This is a genomic window from Thermus sp., assembly GCF_056332225.1.
Genome location: NZ_JBWGQW010000006.1, coordinates 1 through 19,090, shown reverse-complemented (window position 1 = coordinate 19,090; position 19,090 = coordinate 1). Strand labels below are relative to the sequence as shown.

The following is a 19,090-nucleotide window of genomic DNA, read 5'->3' as shown; positions in this document are numbered from 1 at the left end:
GGGAAGATGCGCCTTCTCGTCCTCTGCACCCACAACTCCGCCCGCAGCCAGATGGCCGAGGCCTGGCTTAGACGTTGGGCGAGGGGGCTCGGGGTGGACCTCGAGGTCCACTCCGCGGGCACGGAGAAGACCTTCGTCAAGGAGGAAGCCCGGCAAGCGATGGCCGAAGTGGGGCTGGACCTCTCGGGCCACTTCTCCAAGACCCTCTGGGAGGTCCCCGATCCCTGGGGGTTTGACCTGGTCCTCACCGTCTGCGACCAGGCCAAGGAGGCCTGCCCCGCCTACCCCGCGAGGACAGCGAAGCGCCACGTCTCCTTCCCCGACCCCACGGGAAAACCCCTGGAGGAGTGGCGCAAGGTGCGGGACGCCCTGGGGCGTATGGCCCGGTACCTGGTGGAGGCCCTCAAGGAGGGAAGGGTCCCAAGCGACGAGGAGCTGAGGAAGGCGGCGGGGCTTTAGGGCTTGTCCCCCACGTGGATGGCCGCCACCCCGAAGGTGAGGAGCTCGTAGCGCACGGAAAACCCCGCCTCCTCCATCAGGGCCTTCAGGGCCTCAGGGGAAGGAAAGGCCTCCACGCTCTCGGGCAGGTAGCGGTAGGCTCCGTAGTTTCCCGAGATCAGCCCTCCCAGGAAGGGGAGGAGCCGCTGGAAGTAGACCCGGTAGACCAGGCCGAAGGCCCCCTTGGGAGGCGGGGGGAACTCCAGGATCACGAGCCTCCCCCCCGGGGAAAGGACCCGGAAAAGCTCGGCGAGGGCCTTCCGGTAGTCGGCGAAGTTGCGGAAGCCGAAGGCGGTGGTCACGGCCTCAAAGCTCCCCTCAGGAAAGGGGAGGGCGAGGGCGTCCGCCTCCTGGAAAAGAACCCTTAGCCCCCTCCTCTCCGCCTTCCTCCGGGCGATCTCCAGCATGGGCGGGGCGAAGTCCGCCCCCACCACCAGGGCCTCGGGGGCCCTCGCCTTGAGCATGAGGGCCAGGTCCCCGGTGCCCGTGGCCAGGTCCAGGATGCGCCTTGGGGCTTTCTCCAGGGCCAGGTCCACCGCCCGCCTGCGCCAGGAGAGGTCCGCCCCGAAGGAGAGGAGGCGGTTTAGGAGGTCATAGCGGGGGGCGATCTCCGAGAACATGCGCCGCACCCTCTTCGCCTTTTCCTCCGGGGAAGCCGCCACGAGGGGAGTCTAGCACGAAAGGCCACCCCCTTGGGGTAAAATCCTCCGCGTGTTGACGGACCGCAAGCGCCTGGGGCTTCTCGTCCTCCTGGGAGGGGGGGTCACCCTCCTCCTTTGGTACCTGGCCCCCTGGGCCGTGCCCCACCGCTCCTTCGGCGGGGAGGGGGTGCTCCTCAACCCCTTCGGCCACCACCTGCCCCAAGGCCAGCTCCCCCAAGGCTACCAGGACGCCTGGCTCTACCCCCTTTTCTACTTCTCCCTGGCCTGGCTTGGCTTAAGCCTCCTCCTCCCCTGGACCAAGGCGGGCGCAAGGGGGCTCTACTTCGCCGGGGCCTTGGGCCTCCTCCTCTTCCTCCTCGCCTACCTCCTCTTCCAGGGGAGCGTGGCCCAGGCAAACGCCGGTGCGGAAAGGCCCCTTCTGCGCCGCTTTAGCCTCGGCCTCGGGAGCTACGCCACCTTGGCCTATGGCCTCTACCTCCTCCTCCTCGCCCGGGTGTTCTCCCCTGGGGGCCTGGCCTTTCTTGTGCGCAGGCGGGGCGTGGTGGTGCCCCTCTTCTCCCTCCTCCTCGCTTCTTTGCTGGGGGGGGTCATCGTGGCCCTCCTCAAGGAAAGCCCGGGGGAGGCCCTGGGCCTCCGGGAGGGGGTCATGCTCAAGCTGGACCTCATCACCTACACCTACCAGCTCCTCTTTAGCCCCCTGGTGAACCCCTCCGGGTTCCTCCAAAGCCTCCTCCTCGCCACCCCCCTCGTCTTCACCGGGCTTTCCGTGGCCCTGGGCTTTAGGGGGGGGCTCTTCAACATCGGGGCCCCGGGGCAGCTCATCCTGGGGGCCATCGCCGCCATGCTGGTGGGGGTCTACCTCCCGGGCCCCAGGTGGCTCGCCCTGCCCCTCGCCCTCCTCGCCGCCGCTCTCGCCGGGGGGCTTTGGGGGGCGATCCCGGGCTGGCTCAAGGCCCGCTTCGGGGCCCACGAGGTGATCAACACCATCATGTTCAACTACATCGCCGCGAGCCTCTTCCTCTTCCTCATCTCCGCCAACGAGTACAAGTTCTTCGGGAAAACCCTCTACCTCCCCTTCAAGTACCCCGGCTACGAGGCGAGAAGCTACGAGATCCGGCCCGAGGCCCGCATCCCCCACTGGACGGACCTCGTGGCTCCCGGCGGGGAGCTCTCCTTCGCCCTGCCCCTGGCCTTCCTCCTCGGGCTTTCGGGCTACTTCCTGGTGCGGAAGAGCCTCGGCCACCGGGTCCTGGCCGCCCTTCTCCTGGGGGTCTTGGGCTATGGGCTTGGGGGGCTTCTTCCCGGGCCCCAGGTGGCCTTCGGCCCCGACCTCACCTCGGTGCGCCTGAACGGGGCCTTCCTCCTCGCCCTCCTCGCCCTCCTTTTCTTCCACCTCTACGTCTTCCGCCACGTGGGGGGGTACGAGCTCAGGGCCCTGGGCCTCGCCCCCAAGGCGGCGGAGTACGGGGGGGTGGCCCCCGGGAGGAAGATGGTCTGGATCATGTTTCTGGCGGGGGCCTTGGCGGGCCTCGCCGCCGCCCACTACGTCCTGGGGGGCGGGGTGGACGAGTACCGCTTAAAGCAGTCCCTCCCCTACTCCGTGGGCTTTGACGGGATCGCCGTGGCCCTCATGGGGCAGAACACCCCCCTTGGGGTGGGGCTTGCCGCCTGGCTTTTCGGCATCCTCCTCACCGGGGGGCTCCAGGTGAACCTGCAGCTCGGCGTAAGCCGGGAGCTGGTGGCGGTATTGCAGGCCCTCATCGTCCTCTTCATCGCCGCCGGGGGTTTCCTCCCCCGCTACTTCACCGATCCCCTAAGGGCCGCCGAGGTGGAGCTCAAGGCGGAAAAGGAGGCGCGGGAATGACCCTGGACGCCGCCTTCCTCACCGCCCTTCTCCTCTCCACCCTGCGCCAGACGGCCCCCCTCCTCCTCACCGCCCTTGGGGGGATGTTCTCGGAAAGGAGCGGGGTGGTGAACATCGCCCTCGAGGGCATCCTCCTCTTCGGCGCCTTGACGGCCGCGGTGGTGGTGGAGCGCCTCGAGGCCGCCCTGGGCCCCGGGCCCCACCCCTGGCTCCCCTGGGTGGGGGTGCTCGCCGCCATGGGGGTGGGGGGCCTGGTGGCCTTCGTGCACGCCCTGGTCTCCATCAAGTACCGGGCGGACCAGATCATCAGCGCCACGGCCATCAACCTCCTGGCCCTGGGGGCCCCGAGCCTCGTCCTCACCTACTTCTACGGCAACGCCACGAGCTCCAAGGAGGTGGAAAACCGCCTCCCCCTCTGGGGCCCCGAGGGCTTCCAGCTCTCCCCCTTGGTCTACCTGGCCTTCCTCCTGGTGCCCCTCGCCTGGTGGGTCCTCTTCAAGACCCCTTTCGGCCTAAGGCTTAGGGCCGTGGGGGAGCACCCCGAGGCCGCCGACACCCTGGGGGTGAACGTCCACCGCCTGCGCTACACCGGGGTCGTCCTCTCCGGGGTCCTCGCGGGCCTCGCCGGGGCCTACCTCTCCATCGGCTTCCTCAACCAGTTCGTGCGGGGCATGTCGGCGGGGATGGGGTTCATCGCCCTGGCGGCCATGATCTTCGGGAAGTGGCACCCCGTGGGGATCCTCTTCTCCACCCTCCTCTTCGGCTTCGCCTCGGCCCTCGCCATCCAGCTCCAGGGGAGCGAGGTCCTGCCCGCCGTCTTGGTCCAGGCCTTCCCCTACGTGGTCACGGTCCTGGTCCTGGCGGGCTTCATCGGGAAAAGCCGCCCCCCGGCCGCCGTGGGCAAGCCCTACGAGAAGTAGGCGCGAAGCCGCCCCAGGCGGTGGAGGAGCCTCAGGCGGCTCCCGTCCCGGAAGACGAGCTCCACCCCGTTTTCCAGGAGGGCGAAGCCCTTTAGGCGCTCCGCCCCCACCCCCTGGGCGAAGCGGGCGTGGGCGTCCGCCCGGAGGTAGAGGAAGCCCTCCTCAAAGAAGACCTGGGCCTCCGTCCCCTGGCGGTTGAGGACCAGGCGGCGGGCCCTCTTCCCCCAAACCTCCGCCTCCCTCACGGCGCGAAGGTCTCCTCGGCGGGGCGCCCGTAGAGGCCCTTGCCGTAGTAGAGGAGGGAAAGGCCGGGCTTGGGCCTTCCCTTTTCGTCCAGGAGGCCTTCTTCCTCCCAGACCGCCACCACCCGGCCCACGAAGAGGTCGTGGTCGCCGAAGGTGCGGACCTCCACGAGCTCCAGCTCGTAGGCGGCGTAGGCCCCCTCGAGGACGGGCACCCCGAGGTGGCCCAGGAAGTGGGGCACCTGGCCCTTGTCCACCTCCCGGCCCGAGCGGCTTCCGAGCCACTGGACGAGGTCCCTTTGCCCATAGGGGTGGAAGCTCGCCGAGAAGCGGCGCGCCTTAAGGAGAAGCCCGTGGGTGAAGCGCTTGGGGCTGATGGAGACCCCGAAGAGCGGGGGGTCGGCGGAGAGGCCCGTGTTCCACACCGCCGGGCAGAAGTTCACCCTCTCCCCCACCCGCACCCCCACCACGGCGGGGACGCCGGGGTAGTAGTGGTAGAAGCCCGGCAAGGGACCCTGCGCCCGGTAGGACCTCATGCCAGATCCTCCTTGGGAACTTCCAAGGTCTTCCCGTCCTCCAAGTAAAGCTCCACCGTGCCCTTCAGGGGGTGGACCTTCTGCACCTTGCCGCAGAGTCCGGCCTTGGTGCAGACCCGGGCGTTCACCCGGGGAAGCCCCTTGAGAAGCTCCTGGTACACGGGGTGCTCGTAGGTAAGGCAGCAGAGGAGCCTCCCGCAGGGGCCCGAGATCTTCTCCGGGGAGAGGGGCAGCTGCTGGTCCCGGGCGAGCTTGATGGACACCTGGGCGAAGCCCTGAAGCCAGGTGGAGCAACAGGACTCCATGCCGCAGGCCCCAAGCGTCCCCAGGTACTGGGCCTCCTCCCGGGGGCCCTCGGCCAGGAACTCCACCCGCGCCCGGTAGCGCTCCCCTAGCTCCCGGCTGAAGCGCCTGAGGTTCACCCGCTCCTCTGCGGCGTAGTGCACCGTGAGGTGGCCCCCGTCCAGGGTGAAGTCGCACCCCAGGGCCTTGGCCGCCACCCCTTCCTCCTTCAGGCGGGCCCGGAGGTAGAAGAGGACCTCCTCCGCCCGGGCCCTGAGCCTGGCCGCCTTGTCCAGGTCCTCCTTGGTGGCGAGGCGCACCACCTCCCCCTCCTCCCGCTTCCCCGCCGGGGGGGTGCGCACCTTGCCCACCTCGAGGCCCCTCTGACTCCGCACCACCACGTAGGCCTCCAGGGGCGGGGGCTCGCCCTGGAAGCGGAAGTAGCGGAGAAGGGGGGTGCGGAAGCGGACGCCCACGGTCATGGTTCTAAGTCTAAGGCCAGGCGGGCCAGGACGAGGTCGGGGTTCACGTACCCCTCCAGGGCCTCCCGGGCCCTTTCCAGGGCGAGGAGGGCCTTGGGGCGCTGGCCGAGGAGGGCGCGGAGCAGGTGGAAGCCCTCCTCCTCGGAGAGGAGGGATTTTAGGAGGGCAAGGCGGGAGAGAGGAGGGCTTTGGAGGAGCCTCTCGGCCTTTTCCAGGCGCTCCCGGAAGCCTTGGGGGTCGGAAAGCGCCCGGAGGAGGCGGCCCGGGGCCCCGGCGGCGTAGGCCAGGAGGTGGGGGTCTTCCGTGAGGGCCATAAGGCGCTCCTCCGGCACCGGGCCGAAGGCCACCTCCAGGGCGCGGCTCGCCAGGGTGGGGAGGAGGGTGGTGCGGCTTGGGGCGATGAGGACGATGCGGGCGTAGGAGGGGGGCTCCTCCAGGAGCTTGAGGAGGGCGTTGGCCGCGGCCTCGGTGAGGAGGTGGGCCGAGTCCAGGACGGCCACCTTAACCCGCTCCCGAGGGTGGCTGGAAAGCCAGGCAAAGAGGGGCTCCACCTCCTCCAGGCGCACCTCCTTCCGCCCTCTGGGTCCCCCCTCCTGGGGACCGATCTCCAGGAGGTCGGGGTGGGCCTCCAAGGGGGGTGGAGGGAAGCCCCGGTTGAGGCCTATGGCGTACCAGCGGGCCACGAGGCGCCTGCCCACCCCTTCCGGGCCGGAAAAGAGAAGGGTGGGGGCCTGGAGCTTAGGCAGGAGCTCCAAGACCCTCTCGTGGCCGATTATTCCCCCAGGGTTAAGCGGGTGTAGAGCCATGGGGGAAAGCCCTCCTCGGCGAGGCGGTGGGCCACGTCCTCCAAGGGGTAGGCCACCCGGAAGAACTCCAGCCTATCCCCCTCCCAAAGGGCGAAGGCCGCCCCCGGAACCCCGTCTCTGGGCTGGCCCACCGAGCCCGGGTTCACCAGGGCGCGCACCGTGGGGGGAAGGACGAGCTCCCCCCCCTCGGGGAAGGCCTGGTAGCGCACCCAAGGGCGCGGGCCTTGAAGCTCCAAAAAGGCCCCCGCCAGGTGGGTGTGGCCGTGGAAGGCGAGGCGGGCCTCGGTGCAGCCAAAGGCCTCCCGCGCCAAGGGGAGGTCGTCCAGGTACTCCAAGGGGTCGCAGGGGCTTCCGTGGACCAGGAGGGCCCCTTCCACCTCCTTCTGCCAGGGCCAGGAGGCGAGGAAGGCGAGGTCTTCGGGGGAGAGGCGGCGCCTTTGCCACTCCAGGATCTCCAGCACCACGCCCTCCACGGGGAGCCGGTCCAGGGCGAGGAGCCAGGCGTCGTGGTTCCCCAGGACGCACTCCGCCCCCACCTCCCGGAGCCAGCCGAGCACCCGGTCCCCGTCCGGGTAGTAGCCCACAGCGTCCCCCAGGAAGAGCACCCGGTCAAAGGCCGGAGCCTCCCGGAGAACGGCCTCCAGGGCGGGCCAGTTCCCGTGGATGTCGGAGAGGACCAGGTAGCGCACGGGGTTCAGGATACCATAGGGGCATGGCTTCGGCCCTCCTGGAAAGGCTTTCCCTGGACCTCGAGGTCCTCTCGGAGCACCTCCGGGCAGGCCTGGACGAGTTCGGCACCCTCCTTTGCTACCTGGAGGGGGGAAGGGGCGGGGGCACCACCCTCCTCCACGCCCCCTACACCGAGGCCCTCCCCGTGCTTCAGGCCCTAAACGGCCTCGCCTTCCGGGGGCGCATCCTCCTCGCCCTGGACCCCTCCCCCCTCTGCCCCACCCTGGAGGGCCTCCCCCTCACCGGCCCCGCCCGAAGCCCCCTGGAGCACCTCCTCCGGGCGCACCGGCCAAGCCGCCTCCTTCTCGCCTTCCCCGGCGAGGGCCTGGGGGTGCGCTTCCCGGGGGGCAAGGAAACCGAGGGGGGCTGGCGCCCCCTCGAGGCGGAAGGCGAGCCCCTGGTCCTTCGCGTCCAGGCCCCCACGGGCCTCACCTACCGGGAGGTGCGGGCCTACGAAGCCTGGGAAAGCCCGCTCCTCCCCCTCTCCCTGCCCCAGGGGGAGGGGCCCTACCTGGGGGCCGTGGGCCGGGCCCTAGGGGTTCCCACCTACGGGGTGGGGCTGGTAAACTTGAGGGCGAGCCTCGAGGCCCTCCTGGGCCTCTGGTAAGGGAGGAAGCCTATGGCCTATATCGCCCTGTTCGCCCTAGGAGCGGCCCTGGTGACCCTGATCTTCTACCTCATCCTCAACCCCCGGGTCCTCACCACCGAGGGGGAGACCTTTGACCTGAGCTTCATCCTCTTCATGCTGATCTTGATCGTCCTGGCCGCCTCCACCGTGGCCCTCATGCTCATCCTGGGGAAGATGTACCATCTGCTCTAATCCCTCCCCGCGGGGAGAGGCGGGGTCAAGTGGATCCGACCAGGCCCGTCGGGGCCCTTTGGCCCCGGAGGTAGTCCAGGTCTTTTTGGAGGAATTCCTGGGTGGCCTCGAGGACCGGCAGGAACTCCGGGGGAAACTCCCTCTTCAGGTGGTCCATGCAGCGCAAAAGCCCCTCCACCAGCTCCCCCTCCTGCTCCCGCCGCCTCTTCCCCCCCCGGAGGGCGCTCCAAGCCAGGCGCTCTAGCCGCCTTACCAGGCAGACCCGGGGCTCCCCCCCCACCCCCTGGCAGGGGAGGCCCTGGGCCCCAGAGCAGCGGGCGTAGGCCCCTTCGTAAAGGGGAGCGAGCTCCGGGCGCCCGAGGAGGGCGGGCCCCAAAGGCCCGGCGTGCACCGCCGCCAAGCGCAGGTACTGGGCGTGGCGGGCACGGCGGACCTCCACCTCCATGCCTCGAGGATACCCCTTCTCCCACGGGACAAATGACCCCGGGCTCAGGCTAGGCCTCCCTGGAGGGCTCTTTGGGGCCCCCGCCGCGGCGAAAGCCGCGGCGGGGTACCTAAAGGCGGAAGGGGCTCCTCAGGCCCGCCCGGGCGAGGGCCCGGGCCTCCTCCGGGGCCCAGGAGAGGGCCAGCACCCCCCGGTAGGCCCTTAGGGCCCGCTCCCGCTCCCCGGCCAGGTCCAGAAGCTGGCCGAAGCGGGCGAGGACGTAGCCTGGGAGGTACTCCGGGTGCTGGAAGTCCGTCCGCACCACCTCCTCCATGAGGCCCAAGGCCTCCCGCCACTCCCCCGCCGCCAGGTAGACCTGGGCCGCGAGGTACAGGGCCTCGGGGCTTCCGATGGCGAAAAGCCCCTCCAGAAGCTTCCCCCAGTCGTCCTCCTCCCTAAGCTGCCAGGCCCGGTCCAAGAGGGCCCTTTCCCTTTCCGCCTCCCCGGGCTCGTGGCCCTGGGGCAGGGCCTCGGGAAAGGCCTCGGCCAGGAAGGGATAGTCCAGGAGGTCCGCCACCACCGCCCCTTCCTTCCCCCTTAGGGCCCCCGCCACCCGCTCCATGCGCCTCTTGCGGAAGCCCGTGGCCGGGCCTTCTCCGAAGGCCTGGGCGAAGCCCCCGTAGACCTCCCGAAGCCGCCCCAGGAAGGCCTCCGAGGCCAGGGCCTCGGGGGTTAGGGGCTCCCTTAGGAGGGCGAGGAGGGCCTCGTCAAAGGCGGCCATGGCCTGAAGGTGCGGCCTCCCCCCGGGAAACTGGCCTAGGGCCTCCCGGAAGGCCTCGGCCTCGGCCTTGAGGTGGGCCTCCTCGTCCAGGGCCACCACGGGGATACCCCTCGCCTCCGCCCAGGGCAGGAGGTGGAAGAGGAGGGGGTCCTCCTCCCGCCAGCGCCCCTCCCTTAGCCCCTCCTCCGAGTGGGAGGCCAGGTAGAGGACGGGGGGCTTGGCCCTTTCCAGGATGGCGAGGACCGTGGCCGCGTTGTAGCGTGGGTGCAGGATGTGGAAGGCCCCGAGGGACGGGAGAAGCACCATCCTCACCATCTTAGACCTTAAGGAGCGGAACTACCGCCTGGCCGTGGTGAACGGCTGGCTGGTGTGGCTCGGAGACGCCTTTTTAAACCCCAACATCGTCCTCTCGGGCTTCGCCGCGAGGCTAGGCGCCCCCGGGGCCTTAATCGGCCTCCTCCCCGCCCTCCTCCAGGCGGGGGGGATGGTGCCCCAGGCCTTCCTCGCCCCCTGGGTGGCGAGGCTTCCCCGGAAGATCGTCCTCTACCGGAGGGTGGCCGCCCTGAGGCTTTCCGGGGTCCTCCTCATGGCCCTCTCCGCCTTCCTCTTCGGGGAAAACCCCTCCCTCCTCCTCCTCGGCTTCCTCCTCGGGCTTCTCCTGAACGCCCTCTTCACCGGGGTCTCCAGCCTCCCCTTCTGGGAGGTGGTGGCCAAGACCACGCCCCAAGGGAGGCGAGCCGCCCTCTTCTCCGCCCGGAACCTGGTGGGGGGGCTTCTCGCCTTCCTGGCGGGGTTTCTGGTGCGGGAGGTGCTTTCCCTCCCCCTCCCTTTCCCCCTGCCCTACGCCCTCCTCTTCGCCCTGGGGGCCTTGGCCTACGGGCTTGGTTGGTACCTCTTCGGCCTCACGGAGGAACCCGAGGAGGCCCCCAAGGAGGCGAGGCTGGACCTGAAGGCCCCTCTCCTCTCTCCCGCCTTCCGCCGCTACCTGGGGGTGCGCCTCCTCCTCGCCTTGGCGGGCCTCGCCGAGCCCTTCTACGCCGCCTACGCCGTGAGGGCCCTGGGGCAGGGGAAGGAGCTTGGCCTCTACCTCTCCCTCTACGCCCTGGCCTTCACCCTCTCCAACCTCCTCTGGGCCCGGATGGCGGAAAGGGGGTCCAGGGGGGTGCTAAGGGCGGGGGCTTTCCTCGCCCTCCTTAGCCCCCTCCTCGCCCTCCTCCTTCCCCCGGGCCTCTTCGGCCTGGTCTTCCTCCTCCAGGGGGCTTATCTAGCCGCCCTGGGCCTTTCCACCACCACCTTGCTCCTCAACCTGGCCCCCCCTGGGGAAAGGAGCGCCGCCATCGGCCTCGCCAACACCCTGGCGGGCCTCTTCGCCTTCTCCCCGGTCCTCGGGGGGTACCTGGCGGACCGCCTAGGGTTTCCCGCCCTCTTCCTCCTGGCCGCCCTCCTCTACGCCCTGGCCCTCCTCCTCGCGAAGGGGCTTCCTGAAGCGTGAGGAAGAAGCCGCATATTGGCCGAGTCTGCCCTTCCCGCACCCCCCACCCCGTGTTGGGCACGGGGGTATAATGGCCCCACCTTGGAGCGCCCCATCTACCGCATCCTCCCCCTGGTCTTCGCCCTGGGCCTGGTCCACGCCCTCTTCCTCCTGGCCCAAGAGGGGGTGCGGGCCCGCGAGCTGGCCCAGGAGCGGGCCCGCCTCGAGGCCGAGCTCCGGAGGAAGGAGGCCGCCATCGCCCGCCTCGAGGCCCTGGTGGCCGCGGCCCAAGACCCCGCCCACCTCGAGGCCCTGGCCCGCAGGCTAGGCATGGTGCGCCAAGAGGAGATACTAAAGAGGCGATGAGGGAAGACCCCGCCCACCTGCTTTTGGAAGACGAAGCCCTGACCGATGGCCTCACCGACGAGGAAGCCGAAACCCTCCTCTCCTGGCTTTTGGGCCTGGCCCAGGAGGCCGGGCCCGCCCAGCTCGCCCACCTCCGCCGCCTAGGCCACGAGATCACCCGGCTTTCCCGGGATTATGGGGTGCCCGTGGAGGACCTCATCGCCCTGGTGGAGCTCGCCTGGAGCGAGGGGGAGGTTCCAGGGCTCCAAGCTTAAAGAACCAGGGCGGAAAGCAGGGCCCGCACCTCCTCGAGGCGGGGGGGTTGGGGGTGCTTGCAGTAGATCAGGGAGACCTGCAGGGCGGCCTCCTCCTTCAGGGGCCGGAGAACGGTGCCGGGATGGGGAAAGACCCGGTACGGGGCCAGGGTCAGGTAGACCCCAACCCCCGCGGCCACCAGGCTCACCGCCTGGGGAAAGCGGGCCACCTCCCGCACCACCTTGGGGACGAACCCCGCCTTGCGAAAGACCTCCATGAAGGCTTCGTAGAGGGGGGGAAGGATCTCCTTTGGAACGAGAAGAAAGGGCTCTTCCCGCAGGTCGGAGAGGGCCACCCGTTCCTCCCCCGCCAAAGGGTGGCCCTCGGGCAGGAGGGCCACGATGGGCACCTTGAACAAGGGTTCCTCCCCGATCCCCGGGTCTTCCACCTTCAGCCCGGCGAGCCCGTAGTCCAGCCGTCCCTCCCTGAGGGCCCGCACCTGCTCGGGGGTGTGCATCTCCAAGACCTCCACGGGCTGGCCGAGCCCCCGGCGCAGGTGGTCCAGGAGGGGCATGAGGTCGGGGAGGAGGTTCTCCGGCACGCCGAAGCGGAGCTCCCGCCTTCCCGCCCGGCGCACCCTTTCCTTGAGGGCCTCCACCTCCTTTAGAAGCCTCTCCCCCTGGTCCTTCAGGGCCTCTCCCGCAGGGGTCAGGCGGAAGGGCCTTCGCTCCACCAGCTTGACCCCAAGCTCCCTTTCCAGGGCCTGGATCTGTTGGGAAAGGGCGGGCTGGGAGAGGTAGGCCCGCTCCGCCGCCTTACGGAAGTTTTTTTCCTCGGCGAGGAGGAGGAAGAGGCGCAGGCGGCGCAGGTTCATGATAAGAAAAGTTTATCACCTTGGCCCGGCAGGTTCTATTGGACAAACCGGCTCCCCTGCGCCACACTTAGAGGTGAGTCGGTGTAGTGTAGTTTTCCGCAAGGGGGAGGCATGACGGAGAAAGCGCTGGTGGAAGCCTTCAGGACCCTCTCGCCGGAGGAGCGGGAGCGCCTTAGGCAGGTGGAGAACCGGGAGTGGGTGGAGTCCTTGGAGTACGTGCTCCGGGTGGAGGGGCCCGAGAGGGTAGCCGAGCTCCTCCGGCTCCTAGACGAGTACCTCTACCTGCAAGGGGTCTCCCCGCCGAACCGCCTCTCCACCCCCTACCTGAACACCATCCCCAAGGCCCTAGAGCCCCCCTACCCCGGCGACTTGGAGATGGAGCGGCGCATCGCCAACATCCTCCGCTGGAACGTGGCGGTGATGGTCACCCGGGCCAACCAGAAGGCGGAGGGCATCGGGGGGCACATCGCCACGTACGCCTCCATCGCCGAGCTTTACGAGGTGGGCTTCCACCACTTCTTCCGCGGGCCGGAGGCGGGGCTTGACCGGGACCTGGTTTTCTTCCAGGGCCACGCCTCCCCCGGCAACTACGCCCGGGCCTTTTTGGAGGGGCGGCTTAAGGAGGAGGACCTGGAGAACTTCCGCCGGGAGGTCCACCCCCCGGTGCCGGGGGGCCGGGGGCTTTCCAGCTACCCCCACCCCTGGCTCATGCCCGACTTCTGGGAGTTCCCCACGGTCTCCATGGGCCTAGGCCCCATCCAGGCCATCTACCAGGCCCGCTTCATGCGCTACCTCGAGGACCGGGGCCTCAAGCCCAAAAGCTCCGCCAAGGTCTGGGCCTTCCTCGGGGACGGGGAGCACGACGAGTCGGAGACGGTGGGGGCTTTGCACCTCGCCGCCCGGGAGGGGCTGGACAACCTCATCTTCGTGGTGAACTGCAACCTCCAGCGCCTGGACGGCCCCGTGCGGGGCAACTCCAAGGTCATCCAGGAGCTGGAGAGGCTCTATAGGGGCGCGGGCTGGCACGTGATCAAGGTGGTCTGGGGCTCGGCCTGGGACGCCCTCCTCGCCAAGGACCAGGAGGGCCACCTCCTCCGCCGCTTTGAGGCCCTGGTGGACGGGGAGAGCCAGCGCTACGCCGCCTTCGGGGGGAAGGAGCTCAGGGAGCGCTTCTTCAACACCCCCGAGCTCAAGAAGCTCATTGAGGGGATGACGGACGAGGAGCTCACCGAGCTCACCCGCTCCCGGGGCGGGCACGACTTGGTCAAGATCTACGCCGCCTACAAGGCCGCCCTCGAGCACAAGGGAAGCCCCGTGGTCATCCTCGCCCGCACCATCAAGGGCTACGGGATGGGCCCCACGGCCATGGCCAAGAACGTGGCCCACCAGGTGAAGAAGCTCACCGAGGAGGACCTGAAGGAGGCGCGGCGCTTCCTCGGCATCCCCATCCCCGAGGAAAAGCTCCCCGAGCTCCCCTACTACCACCCGGGGCCGGACTCCCCCGAGGTCCGGTACCTCCTGGAGAAGAGGAAGGCCCTGGGCGGCTTCGTGCCCGAAAGGAGGGTGCGCTTTGGGGGGGGCCTCGAGGTCCCGGAGGAGGAGTTCTTCCGGGAGTTCTACGAGGGCTCCGGGGGGCGGGAGATCTCCACCACCATGGCCTTCGTGCGCATCCTCGCCAAGCTCCTCCGCCACCCCAAGATCGGGAAGCTCATCGTCCCCATTGTGCCCGACGAGGCCCGCACCTTCGGCATGGAGGCCCTCATCGCCCAGGTGGGCGTCTACTCCCCCCAGGGGCAGCTCTACATCCCCGTGGACGCGGGCACCCTCACCGCCTACCGGGAGAGCAAGGAGGGCCAGATCCTGGAGGAGGGAATCACCGAGGCCGGGGCCATGGCGGACTTCATCGCCGCCGGGACCGCCTACGCCCACTGGGGCATCCCCACCATCCCCTTCCTCATCACCTACTCCATGTTCGGCCTGCAGAGGATGGGGGACCTGGTCTGGGCCGCCGCCGACCAGCGCACCCGGGGCTTCCTCCTCGGGGCCACCGCCGGGCGCACCACCCTGGCGGGGGAGGGCCTCCAGCACCAGGACGGCCAGAGCCACGTCTACGCCCTGGCCGCCCCCAACCTCCTCGCCTACGACCCGGCCTTCGCCTACGAGCTCGCGGTGATCCTGGAGGACGGCCTCCGCCGCATGTACGGCCACGGAGAGGACGTTTTCTACTACATCACCATAGAGAACGAGAACTACGTCCACCCCCCCATGCCCGAGCCCAGGGACCGGATCCGGGAGGGCATCCTCAAGGGGCTCTACCTCTTCCGCCCCGGGGAAGGGCAGGGCCCCAGGGTGCAGCTTTGGGGCTCGGGGTCCATCCTGAACGAGGCCCTGAAGGCTCAGGAGCTCCTGGCCAAGTACGGCGTGGTGGCGGACGTCTGGAGCGCCACCAGCTACAAGGCCCTCTACTTGGACGCCATAGAGGCGGAGCGGGAGACCCGCCTTTTGGGCAAGGCCCGGAGGCCCTACGTGCAGGAGGTCCTCGAGGGCCACGAGGGGCCCGTGGTGGCCGCCACCGACTACCTGAAGGCCCTGCCCAACCTCGTCCGGGGGTACGTGGACCGGCCCTTCGCCGTCTTGGGCACGGACGGCTTCGGCCGCTCCGACACCCGGGAGGCCCTTAGGGACTTCTTTGAGGTGGACGCCCGGCACATCGTCTACACCGCCTTGGCCCTGCTCCACGAGGAGGGCAAGGTGACGGGGAAGACCCTGGAAAGGGCGAGGAAGGACCTGGGCCTTAAGCTTAAGGAGGTGCCGCCCCACCGGCGGTAGGGGGAGAGCATGGAGGTCAGGCTACCCGAACTCGGCGACAACGTAACGCAGGCGACCGTGGTGGGCGTCCTGGTGAAGGAAGGGGACCGGGTGGAGCCGGGCCAGCCCCTTCTGGAGCTGGAAACGGACAAGGCGGTGGTGGAGGTGCCCGCGGAGGTGGGCGGCGTGGTGAAGCGGGTCCTGGTCAAGGTGGGAGACCAGGTGCGCCCCGGCCAGCCCTTCCTGGAGCTTTCCGAGGCCGAGGGCGGGGCGGAAGCGCCCCCTAGAGCGGAGGAAAAGCCCGAAGCGCCCGCCCCCAAGGCCGAGGAGGCGCCCCGCCCCGCCCCGAAGGAGCCCTCCGGGCCCGAGCGCCGCCTCATCCCGGCGGCCCCCTCCATAAGGCGGCTCGCCCGGGAGCTCGGGGTGGACCTGGGCCAGCTCCGGGGCACGGGGCTTGCCGGGCGCATCACCGAGGAGGACGTGCGCCGGGCGGCGGGCCTTGCCGAGGCCCCCGCGGCCCCTCCGGCGGTCCCCGCCCCCAGCCTTCCCGACTTCGGCAAGTGGGGCCCCGTGCGCCGGGAGCCCATGAGCGGGGTGCGCAAGGCCACCCTGCGCTCCATGAGCCAGGCCTGGGCCCAGGTGCCCATGGTCACCCACTTTGACGAGGCGGACATCACCGAGCTGGAGGCTTTGCGCAAGCGGTACGCCAAGAAGGCCGAGGAGAAGGGGTTCCGCCTCACCCTCACCGCCTTCCTCCTCAAGGCCCTGGCCCTCACCCTGAAGACCTTCCCCAAGTTCAACGCCTCCTTGGACGTGGAGGCCCAGGAGATCGTCTACAAGGACTACGTCCACATCGGGGTTGCGGTGGACACGCCCCACGGCCTTTTGGTCCCGGTGATCCGGGACGTGGACAAGAAGGGGGTCCTCGCCCTGGCCCGGGAGCTTCAGGCCCTTTCCGAGAGGGCCCGCGAGCGCAAACTCGCCCCCGAGGAGATGCAGGGGGGCACCTTCAGCCTCTCCAACCTGGGGGGGATCGGGGGCACCGGCTTCACCCCCATCGTCAACTGGCCGGAGGTGGCCATCCTGGGGGTTTCCCGCTCCCAAATGAAGCCCCTTTGGGACCCCGAGAAGGAGGCCTTCGTGCCCCGCCTCCTCATGCCCTTCGGCCTCACCTACGACCACCGCCTCATTGACGGGGCCGACGCCGCCCGCTTCTGCCGCCACCTGGCGGGGCTTCTGGAGGACCCCGTGGGGCTCGCCCTGGAGTGAGGGGCCTCGTGTAGTATGGGAAAGTATGCGCGTCATCGTGGTGGGAACCCGGGGCAGCGCCCTGGCCCTGGCCCAGACCCGCTTTGTGGTGGAGCGCCTCAAGGAGAGCTGGCCGGAGGCCGAGTTTAAGGTCAAGACCATCAAGACCCGGGGGGACCAGGGGGCGAGTCCCAGGGAGCAGGCCATCTTCGTCAAGGAGCTTCAGGAGGCCCTCTTGGCCCGGGAGATCGACATCGCCGTCCACTCCCTCAAGGACCTCCCCACGGAGGAGCCCAAGGGGCTCAAGATCGCCGCCATCCCCAAGCGCCAGGACCCCCGGGACGCCTTCCTGGGCCGGACGGCCAAGCGCCTCGAGGACCTGCCCCCGGGGGCGGTGGTGGGCACCAGCTCCCTGCGCCGCAAGGCCCAGCTTTTGGCTTACCGCCAAGACCTCCTTGTGAAAGATCTCCGGGGCAACGTGGACACCCGCCTGACCGCCCTGGGCAACGGGGAGTACGACGCCATCGTCCTGGCGGCGGCGGGGCTCATCCGGCTGGACCTGAGAAACCGCATCGACCAGTTCCTGGAGCCCGAGGTCATGCTCCCCGCCCCGGGCCAGGGGGCCCTGGCCCTAGAGGTCCGCCAGGGGGATGACCTCGCGGAGGAGCTCTGCTACGCCCTCCACCACCCCCCCTCCCACGACCGGGTGCGGGCGGAGAGGGCCTTCCTGAAGGGCCTTGGCGCCGGGTGCCTGGCCCCGGTGGGGGCCCTGGCCCAGGTGGCCGAGGACGGCGCCCTCTTCCTGGAAGGGGGCCTCTTCTCCCCCGACGGCAAGAGCTTCATCCGGGCGGAGATCGAGGGGGACGCCTCCGAGGCGGAGGAGCTCGGCCTAGAGCTCGCCCGGGACGTCCTGGAGCAGGGGGGGCGGGAGATCCTTGAGCAAATCCGACCCTTTTAGTGGAGATTCCCCCGGCTTTGGGGTATAGTGAAAGGGATGGCGCTGAAACGCTTGACCCGCCAGCGCAGGGCCGTCCTCGAGGTGGTGCGCCGGGCCAAAAACCACCCGGACGCCTCCTGGATCTACCAGGAGGTGCGCAAGGTGGTCCCCAGGGTGAGCCTGGCCACGGTCTACCGCACCCTCGAGGCCCTGGTAGAGGAGGGCTACCTGGTGCCCATCGCCCAGGCGGGGGAGGCCACCCGGTACGACGCCAACCTCCACCCTCACCTGCACCTGGTCTGCGAAGGATGCGGGGCCATCGTGGACCTGGAGGTAGACCTCCCCGACCTCGAGGCCCTAGCCCGAAAGGCCCATCCTGGCGTGGAGGTGCGGGCGGTAGAGGTCACTTACCGGGGCCTCTGCCCCACCTGCAAGGCGGCCCTCAAGGGCTGATGGACCCCCTGGCCTGGCTCTACGCCCGGCAGAGCCAGCTCACCCTGGGCCTGGAGCGCATCCGGGCCCTTCTCGCCCGCCTCGGCCACCCGGAGGAGGCCTACCCCGTGGCCCTGGTGGGCGGGACCAACGGCAAGGGCACCGTGGCCCGGGCCCTGGCCGCCATCCTGGAGGAGGCGGGGCTCGAGGTGGGCCTCTACACCAGCCCCCACCTGGTGGCCTTCTCCGAGCGCATCCAGGTCCGGGGAAAGCCCATTCCCGAGGGAACCCTCCTCGCCCTCCTGGAGGAGGTCCGCCCCCACGCCGAGGCCTTGGGGGCGAGCTTCTTTGAGGCCGCCACCGCCCTCGCCCTCCTCCACTTCGCCCGGGAGGGGGTGGAGTTCGCCGTGCTGGAGGTGGGGCTGGGTGGCCGCCTGGACGCCACCAACGCCGCCGAGCCCGCCCTTTCCGTGGTCACCAACATCGGCCACGACCACCTCGAGGTCCTGGGCCCCACCCTGAAGGACGTGGCCCGGGAGAAGGCGGGGATCTTCCGCGGGGGCACCCCCGCCCTCACCGCCGCCAAGGGAGAGGGCCTCGCCGCCCTGAAGGCGGAGGCCCGGGCCCGGGGGACGCCCCTTTGGGTCCTGGGGGAAGACTTCCAGGTGGAGGGGGTGGAGGCCCTGCCCGAGGGCCTCGCCTTCACCCTGCGCCTGGAGAGGACCGGGGAAGCCCTGAGGCTCGCCGCCCGCCTCCTCGGCCCCCACCAGGCGGAGAACCTGGCCCTGGCCGCCCTGGCGGGCCGCTTCCTTGGGGCTTCCTGGGAGGCGGTGGAAGCGGGGCTCCGCCAGGCGGAAAACCCGGGCCGCCTCCAGCGCCTCGCCCACGGAGGAGGGGAGCTTCTCCTGGACGGGGCCCACAACCCCGAAGGGGCCCAGGCCCTAAAGGAAGCGCTCCGCTTCCACGGGCTTCTGCCCGCCGCCTTTGTCCTGGCCTTTTCCAGGGACAAGGACCACGCCGCCATGGCCGAGGCCCTGAGGGGACTTGGCCCCGTGGTGCTCACCCGCTACGCCTCCCCGAGGAGCCAGGACCCCAGGGCCCTCCTCCCCCTCTTCCCCGGAGCCCAGGTGGAGGAAGACCCCATGCGGGCCCTGGAGCGGGCCTTGGGGCTTGCGGATCGGGTGGTGGTGGCGGGAAGCCTCTACCTGGTGGGGGAAGTGCTGCGGGGCCTAAAGGGGCTTCCCCCCGAGGAGCGCTGGCAGTAATACCACCCCAGGCTGGCGCCAGCCTGGGGGCCCCGGGAAAGAAGGCCTAGAGAGGCCTTATGGCCTTGGCTTAGGCGAAGGGTTCACGCCAATAGAAAGCCCCGGGCCTAAAGGCCCGGGGGGCACCCCGTGGGACGGCCCTACTTCAGCTCCACCACCGCGCCCACGGCCTCGAGCTTCTTCTTGATCTCCTCGGCCTCGGCCTTGGAAACCCCCTCCTTGATGGGGCCGCCCTTCTCGGCCAGGTCCTTGGCCTCCTTGAGGCCGAGCCCGGTGATGGCCCGAAGCTCCTTGATGACCTCCAGCTTCTTGGCCCCGGCCTCCTTGAGGATCACGTCAAACTCGGTCTTCTCCTCCGCAGGAGCCGCCGCGGCCGCCGCCGCCGGGGCCGCCGCCACGGCCACAGGGG

23 protein-coding genes are annotated in these 19,090 nt (G+C 69.8%); 13 read left to right on the top strand and 10 right to left on the bottom strand.

Features of this window, described 5'->3' with window-relative positions; translation table 11 throughout:
• Nucleotides 1-6 precede the first annotated feature (6 nt).
• On the top strand, nt 7-459 hold the full coding sequence (locus AC01Y6_RS02320) for an arsenate reductase ArsC (protein ID WP_428719940.1): 453 nt from the start codon (nt 7-9) through the stop codon (nt 457-459).
• Here AC01Y6_RS02320 and ubiE read toward each other — a convergent pair.
• A complete protein-coding gene (gene ubiE, locus AC01Y6_RS02315) occupies nt 456-1,160 on the bottom strand; it encodes a bifunctional demethylmenaquinone methyltransferase/2-methoxy-6-polyprenyl-1,4-benzoquinol methylase UbiE (protein ID WP_428716472.1) in 705 nt (234 codons plus the stop codon). The genes AC01Y6_RS02320 and ubiE overlap by 4 nt on opposite strands.
• A 49-nt stretch (nt 1,161-1,209) precedes the next feature.
• Between ubiE and AC01Y6_RS02310 the strand changes: the two genes are divergently transcribed.
• Nucleotides 1,210-3,024 (top strand): ABC transporter permease, encoded by a 1,815-nt coding sequence (locus tag AC01Y6_RS02310; protein ID WP_476670050.1) that lies wholly within the window; start codon nt 1,210-1,212, stop codon nt 3,022-3,024.
• Nucleotides 3,021-3,944: an ABC transporter permease gene (locus AC01Y6_RS02305; protein WP_428719938.1), complete on the top strand. Its 924-nt coding sequence runs from the start codon at nt 3,021-3,023 to the stop codon at nt 3,942-3,944. Before AC01Y6_RS02310 ends, AC01Y6_RS02305 begins: the two co-directional genes overlap by 4 nt.
• Here AC01Y6_RS02305 and AC01Y6_RS02300 read toward each other — a convergent pair.
• The 5 genes from AC01Y6_RS02300 to AC01Y6_RS02280 are packed head-to-tail and all read right to left on the bottom strand — an operon-like array spanning nt 3,932 to nt 6,981.
• Nucleotides 3,932-4,189, bottom strand: coding sequence for a hypothetical protein (locus AC01Y6_RS02300; protein ID WP_347240628.1), 258 nt, complete (start codon nt 4,187-4,189; stop codon nt 3,932-3,934). The two genes, AC01Y6_RS02305 and AC01Y6_RS02300, sit on opposite strands and share 13 nt — an antisense overlap.
• A complete protein-coding gene (locus AC01Y6_RS02295; RefSeq protein ID WP_347240629.1) occupies nt 4,186-4,722 on the bottom strand; it encodes a flavin reductase family protein in 537 nt (178 codons plus the stop codon). The genes AC01Y6_RS02300 and AC01Y6_RS02295 overlap by 4 nt, the downstream gene beginning before the upstream one ends.
• Complete coding sequence (locus AC01Y6_RS02290) at nt 4,719-5,486, bottom strand: PSP1 domain-containing protein (protein WP_428719937.1); 768 nt, start codon at nt 5,484-5,486, stop codon at nt 4,719-4,721. Before AC01Y6_RS02290 ends, AC01Y6_RS02295 begins: the two co-directional genes overlap by 4 nt.
• Nucleotides 5,483-6,292 carry a DNA polymerase III subunit delta' gene (locus tag AC01Y6_RS02285; protein ID WP_428716466.1) on the bottom strand — a complete coding sequence of 270 codons (810 nt, stop codon included), beginning with the start codon at nt 6,290-6,292 and terminating at the stop codon, nt 5,483-5,485. Before AC01Y6_RS02285 ends, AC01Y6_RS02290 begins: the two co-directional genes overlap by 4 nt.
• Nucleotides 6,259-6,981 (bottom strand): metallophosphoesterase family protein, encoded by a 723-nt coding sequence (locus AC01Y6_RS02280; protein ID WP_347240633.1) that lies wholly within the window; start codon nt 6,979-6,981, stop codon nt 6,259-6,261. Before AC01Y6_RS02280 ends, AC01Y6_RS02285 begins: the two co-directional genes overlap by 34 nt.
• A gap of 23 nt (nt 6,982-7,004) precedes the next feature.
• On the opposite strand from AC01Y6_RS02280, the gene AC01Y6_RS02275 reads away from it, so the two are divergent.
• Both AC01Y6_RS02275 and AC01Y6_RS02270 read left to right on the top strand, forming a co-directional pair.
• Nucleotides 7,005-7,628: a hypothetical protein gene (locus tag AC01Y6_RS02275; RefSeq protein WP_476670048.1), complete on the top strand. Its 624-nt coding sequence runs from the start codon at nt 7,005-7,007 to the stop codon at nt 7,626-7,628.
• A 12-nt stretch (nt 7,629-7,640) separates the two neighbouring features.
• Nucleotides 7,641-7,841 (top strand): hypothetical protein, encoded by a 201-nt coding sequence (locus AC01Y6_RS02270; protein WP_347240636.1) that lies wholly within the window; start codon nt 7,641-7,643, stop codon nt 7,839-7,841.
• Nucleotides 7,842-7,866: 25 nt separating this feature from the next.
• Here the strand turns inward: AC01Y6_RS02270 and AC01Y6_RS02265 are convergent, their stop codons facing one another.
• Both AC01Y6_RS02265 and AC01Y6_RS02260 read right to left on the bottom strand, forming a co-directional pair.
• Complete coding sequence (locus tag AC01Y6_RS02265) at nt 7,867-8,286, bottom strand: hypothetical protein (RefSeq protein ID WP_476670045.1); 420 nt, start codon at nt 8,284-8,286, stop codon at nt 7,867-7,869.
• A 109-nt stretch (nt 8,287-8,395) separates the two neighbouring features.
• Nucleotides 8,396-9,361 (bottom strand): tetratricopeptide repeat protein, encoded by a 966-nt coding sequence (locus AC01Y6_RS02260; protein WP_476670043.1) that lies wholly within the window; start codon nt 9,359-9,361, stop codon nt 8,396-8,398.
• Between AC01Y6_RS02260 and AC01Y6_RS02255 the strand changes: the two genes are divergently transcribed.
• From AC01Y6_RS02255 to AC01Y6_RS02245, 3 genes are all read left to right on the top strand, one after another.
• Nucleotides 9,318-10,538, top strand: a complete 1,221-nt coding sequence (locus tag AC01Y6_RS02255) for an MFS transporter (protein ID WP_476670042.1) — start codon at nt 9,318-9,320, stop codon at nt 10,536-10,538. The genes AC01Y6_RS02260 and AC01Y6_RS02255 overlap by 44 nt on opposite strands.
• Before the next feature lie 81 nt (nt 10,539-10,619).
• Complete coding sequence (locus AC01Y6_RS02250) at nt 10,620-10,883, top strand: septum formation initiator family protein (RefSeq protein ID WP_347240640.1); 264 nt, start codon at nt 10,620-10,622, stop codon at nt 10,881-10,883.
• Nucleotides 10,880-11,137 carry a hypothetical protein gene (locus tag AC01Y6_RS02245; RefSeq protein ID WP_428720301.1) on the top strand — a complete coding sequence of 86 codons (258 nt, stop codon included), beginning with the start codon at nt 10,880-10,882 and terminating at the stop codon, nt 11,135-11,137. The genes AC01Y6_RS02250 and AC01Y6_RS02245 overlap by 4 nt, the downstream gene beginning before the upstream one ends.
• On the opposite strand, the gene AC01Y6_RS02240 is transcribed toward AC01Y6_RS02245, so the two are convergent.
• Nucleotides 11,134-11,991, bottom strand: coding sequence for a LysR family transcriptional regulator (locus AC01Y6_RS02240; RefSeq protein WP_347240642.1), 858 nt, complete (start codon nt 11,989-11,991; stop codon nt 11,134-11,136). The genes AC01Y6_RS02245 and AC01Y6_RS02240 overlap by 4 nt on opposite strands.
• A 111-nt stretch (nt 11,992-12,102) precedes the next feature.
• Here AC01Y6_RS02240 and aceE point away from each other — a divergent pair, with 111 nt between their 5' ends.
• Genes aceE through AC01Y6_RS02215 form a run of 5 tightly spaced genes read left to right on the top strand, consistent with a single transcriptional unit; the run spans nt 12,103 to nt 18,681 of the window.
• The gene (aceE, locus tag AC01Y6_RS02235) at nt 12,103-14,820 is read left to right on the top strand and encodes a pyruvate dehydrogenase (acetyl-transferring), homodimeric type (protein WP_476670041.1); all 2,718 of its coding nucleotides are present in this window, start codon (nt 12,103-12,105) and stop codon (nt 14,818-14,820) included.
• A gap of 9 nt (nt 14,821-14,829) precedes the next feature.
• A complete protein-coding gene (locus AC01Y6_RS02230) occupies nt 14,830-16,068 on the top strand; it encodes a 2-oxo acid dehydrogenase subunit E2 (protein WP_428721808.1) in 1,239 nt (412 codons plus the stop codon).
• 25 nt (nt 16,069-16,093) lie between these two features.
• The gene (gene hemC, locus AC01Y6_RS02225) at nt 16,094-17,005 is read left to right on the top strand and encodes a hydroxymethylbilane synthase (protein ID WP_476670039.1); all 912 of its coding nucleotides are present in this window, start codon (nt 16,094-16,096) and stop codon (nt 17,003-17,005) included.
• Between the two features lie 36 nt (nt 17,006-17,041).
• Nucleotides 17,042-17,437, top strand: coding sequence for a manganese-dependent transcriptional regulator PerR (perR, locus tag AC01Y6_RS02220; protein ID WP_347240647.1), 396 nt, complete (start codon nt 17,042-17,044; stop codon nt 17,435-17,437).
• A complete protein-coding gene (locus tag AC01Y6_RS02215; RefSeq protein WP_476670037.1) occupies nt 17,437-18,681 on the top strand; it encodes a bifunctional folylpolyglutamate synthase/dihydrofolate synthase in 1,245 nt (414 codons plus the stop codon). The genes perR and AC01Y6_RS02215 overlap by 1 nt, the downstream gene beginning before the upstream one ends.
• Before the next feature lie 140 nt (nt 18,682-18,821).
• On the opposite strand, the gene rplL is transcribed toward AC01Y6_RS02215, so the two are convergent.
• On the bottom strand, nt 18,822-19,090 hold a 269-nt coding region (rplL, locus tag AC01Y6_RS02210; RefSeq protein WP_476670035.1), incomplete at its 5' end, for a 50S ribosomal protein L7/L12.

Coding starts and splice junctions, on each gene's coding strand:
- AC01Y6_RS02320 (WP_428719940.1), top strand. CDS start 7: ATGCGCCTTCTCGTCCTCTGCACCCACAACTCCGCCCGCAGCCAGATG.
- AC01Y6_RS02305 (WP_428719938.1), top strand. CDS start 3,021: ATGACCCTGGACGCCGCCTTCCTCACCGCCCTTCTCCTCTCCACCCTG.
- AC01Y6_RS02295 (WP_347240629.1), bottom strand. CDS start 4,722: ATGAGGTCCTACCGGGCGCAGGGTCCCTTGCCGGGCTTCTACCACTAC.
- AC01Y6_RS02290 (WP_428719937.1), bottom strand. CDS start 5,486: ATGACCGTGGGCGTCCGCTTCCGCACCCCCCTTCTCCGCTACTTCCGC.
- AC01Y6_RS02285 (WP_428716466.1), bottom strand. CDS start 6,292: ATGGCTCTACACCCGCTTAACCCTGGGGGAATAATCGGCCACGAGAGG.
- AC01Y6_RS02275 (WP_476670048.1), top strand. CDS start 7,005: ATGGCTTCGGCCCTCCTGGAAAGGCTTTCCCTGGACCTCGAGGTCCTC.
- AC01Y6_RS02270 (WP_347240636.1), top strand. CDS start 7,641: ATGGCCTATATCGCCCTGTTCGCCCTAGGAGCGGCCCTGGTGACCCTG.
- AC01Y6_RS02265 (WP_476670045.1), bottom strand. CDS start 8,286: ATGGAGGTGGAGGTCCGCCGTGCCCGCCACGCCCAGTACCTGCGCTTG.
- AC01Y6_RS02255 (WP_476670042.1), top strand. CDS start 9,318: ATGTGGAAGGCCCCGAGGGACGGGAGAAGCACCATCCTCACCATCTTA.
- AC01Y6_RS02260 (WP_476670043.1), bottom strand. CDS start 9,361: ATGGTGAGGATGGTGCTTCTCCCGTCCCTCGGGGCCTTCCACATCCTG.
- AC01Y6_RS02245 (WP_428720301.1), top strand. CDS start 10,880: ATGAGGGAAGACCCCGCCCACCTGCTTTTGGAAGACGAAGCCCTGACC.
- AC01Y6_RS02240 (WP_347240642.1), bottom strand. CDS start 11,991: ATGAACCTGCGCCGCCTGCGCCTCTTCCTCCTCCTCGCCGAGGAAAAA.
- aceE (WP_476670041.1), top strand. CDS start 12,103: ATGACGGAGAAAGCGCTGGTGGAAGCCTTCAGGACCCTCTCGCCGGAG.
- AC01Y6_RS02230 (WP_428721808.1), top strand. CDS start 14,830: ATGGAGGTCAGGCTACCCGAACTCGGCGACAACGTAACGCAGGCGACC.
- hemC (WP_476670039.1), top strand. CDS start 16,094: ATGCGCGTCATCGTGGTGGGAACCCGGGGCAGCGCCCTGGCCCTGGCC.
- perR (WP_347240647.1), top strand. CDS start 17,042: ATGGCGCTGAAACGCTTGACCCGCCAGCGCAGGGCCGTCCTCGAGGTG.
- AC01Y6_RS02215 (WP_476670037.1), top strand. CDS start 17,437: ATGGACCCCCTGGCCTGGCTCTACGCCCGGCAGAGCCAGCTCACCCTG.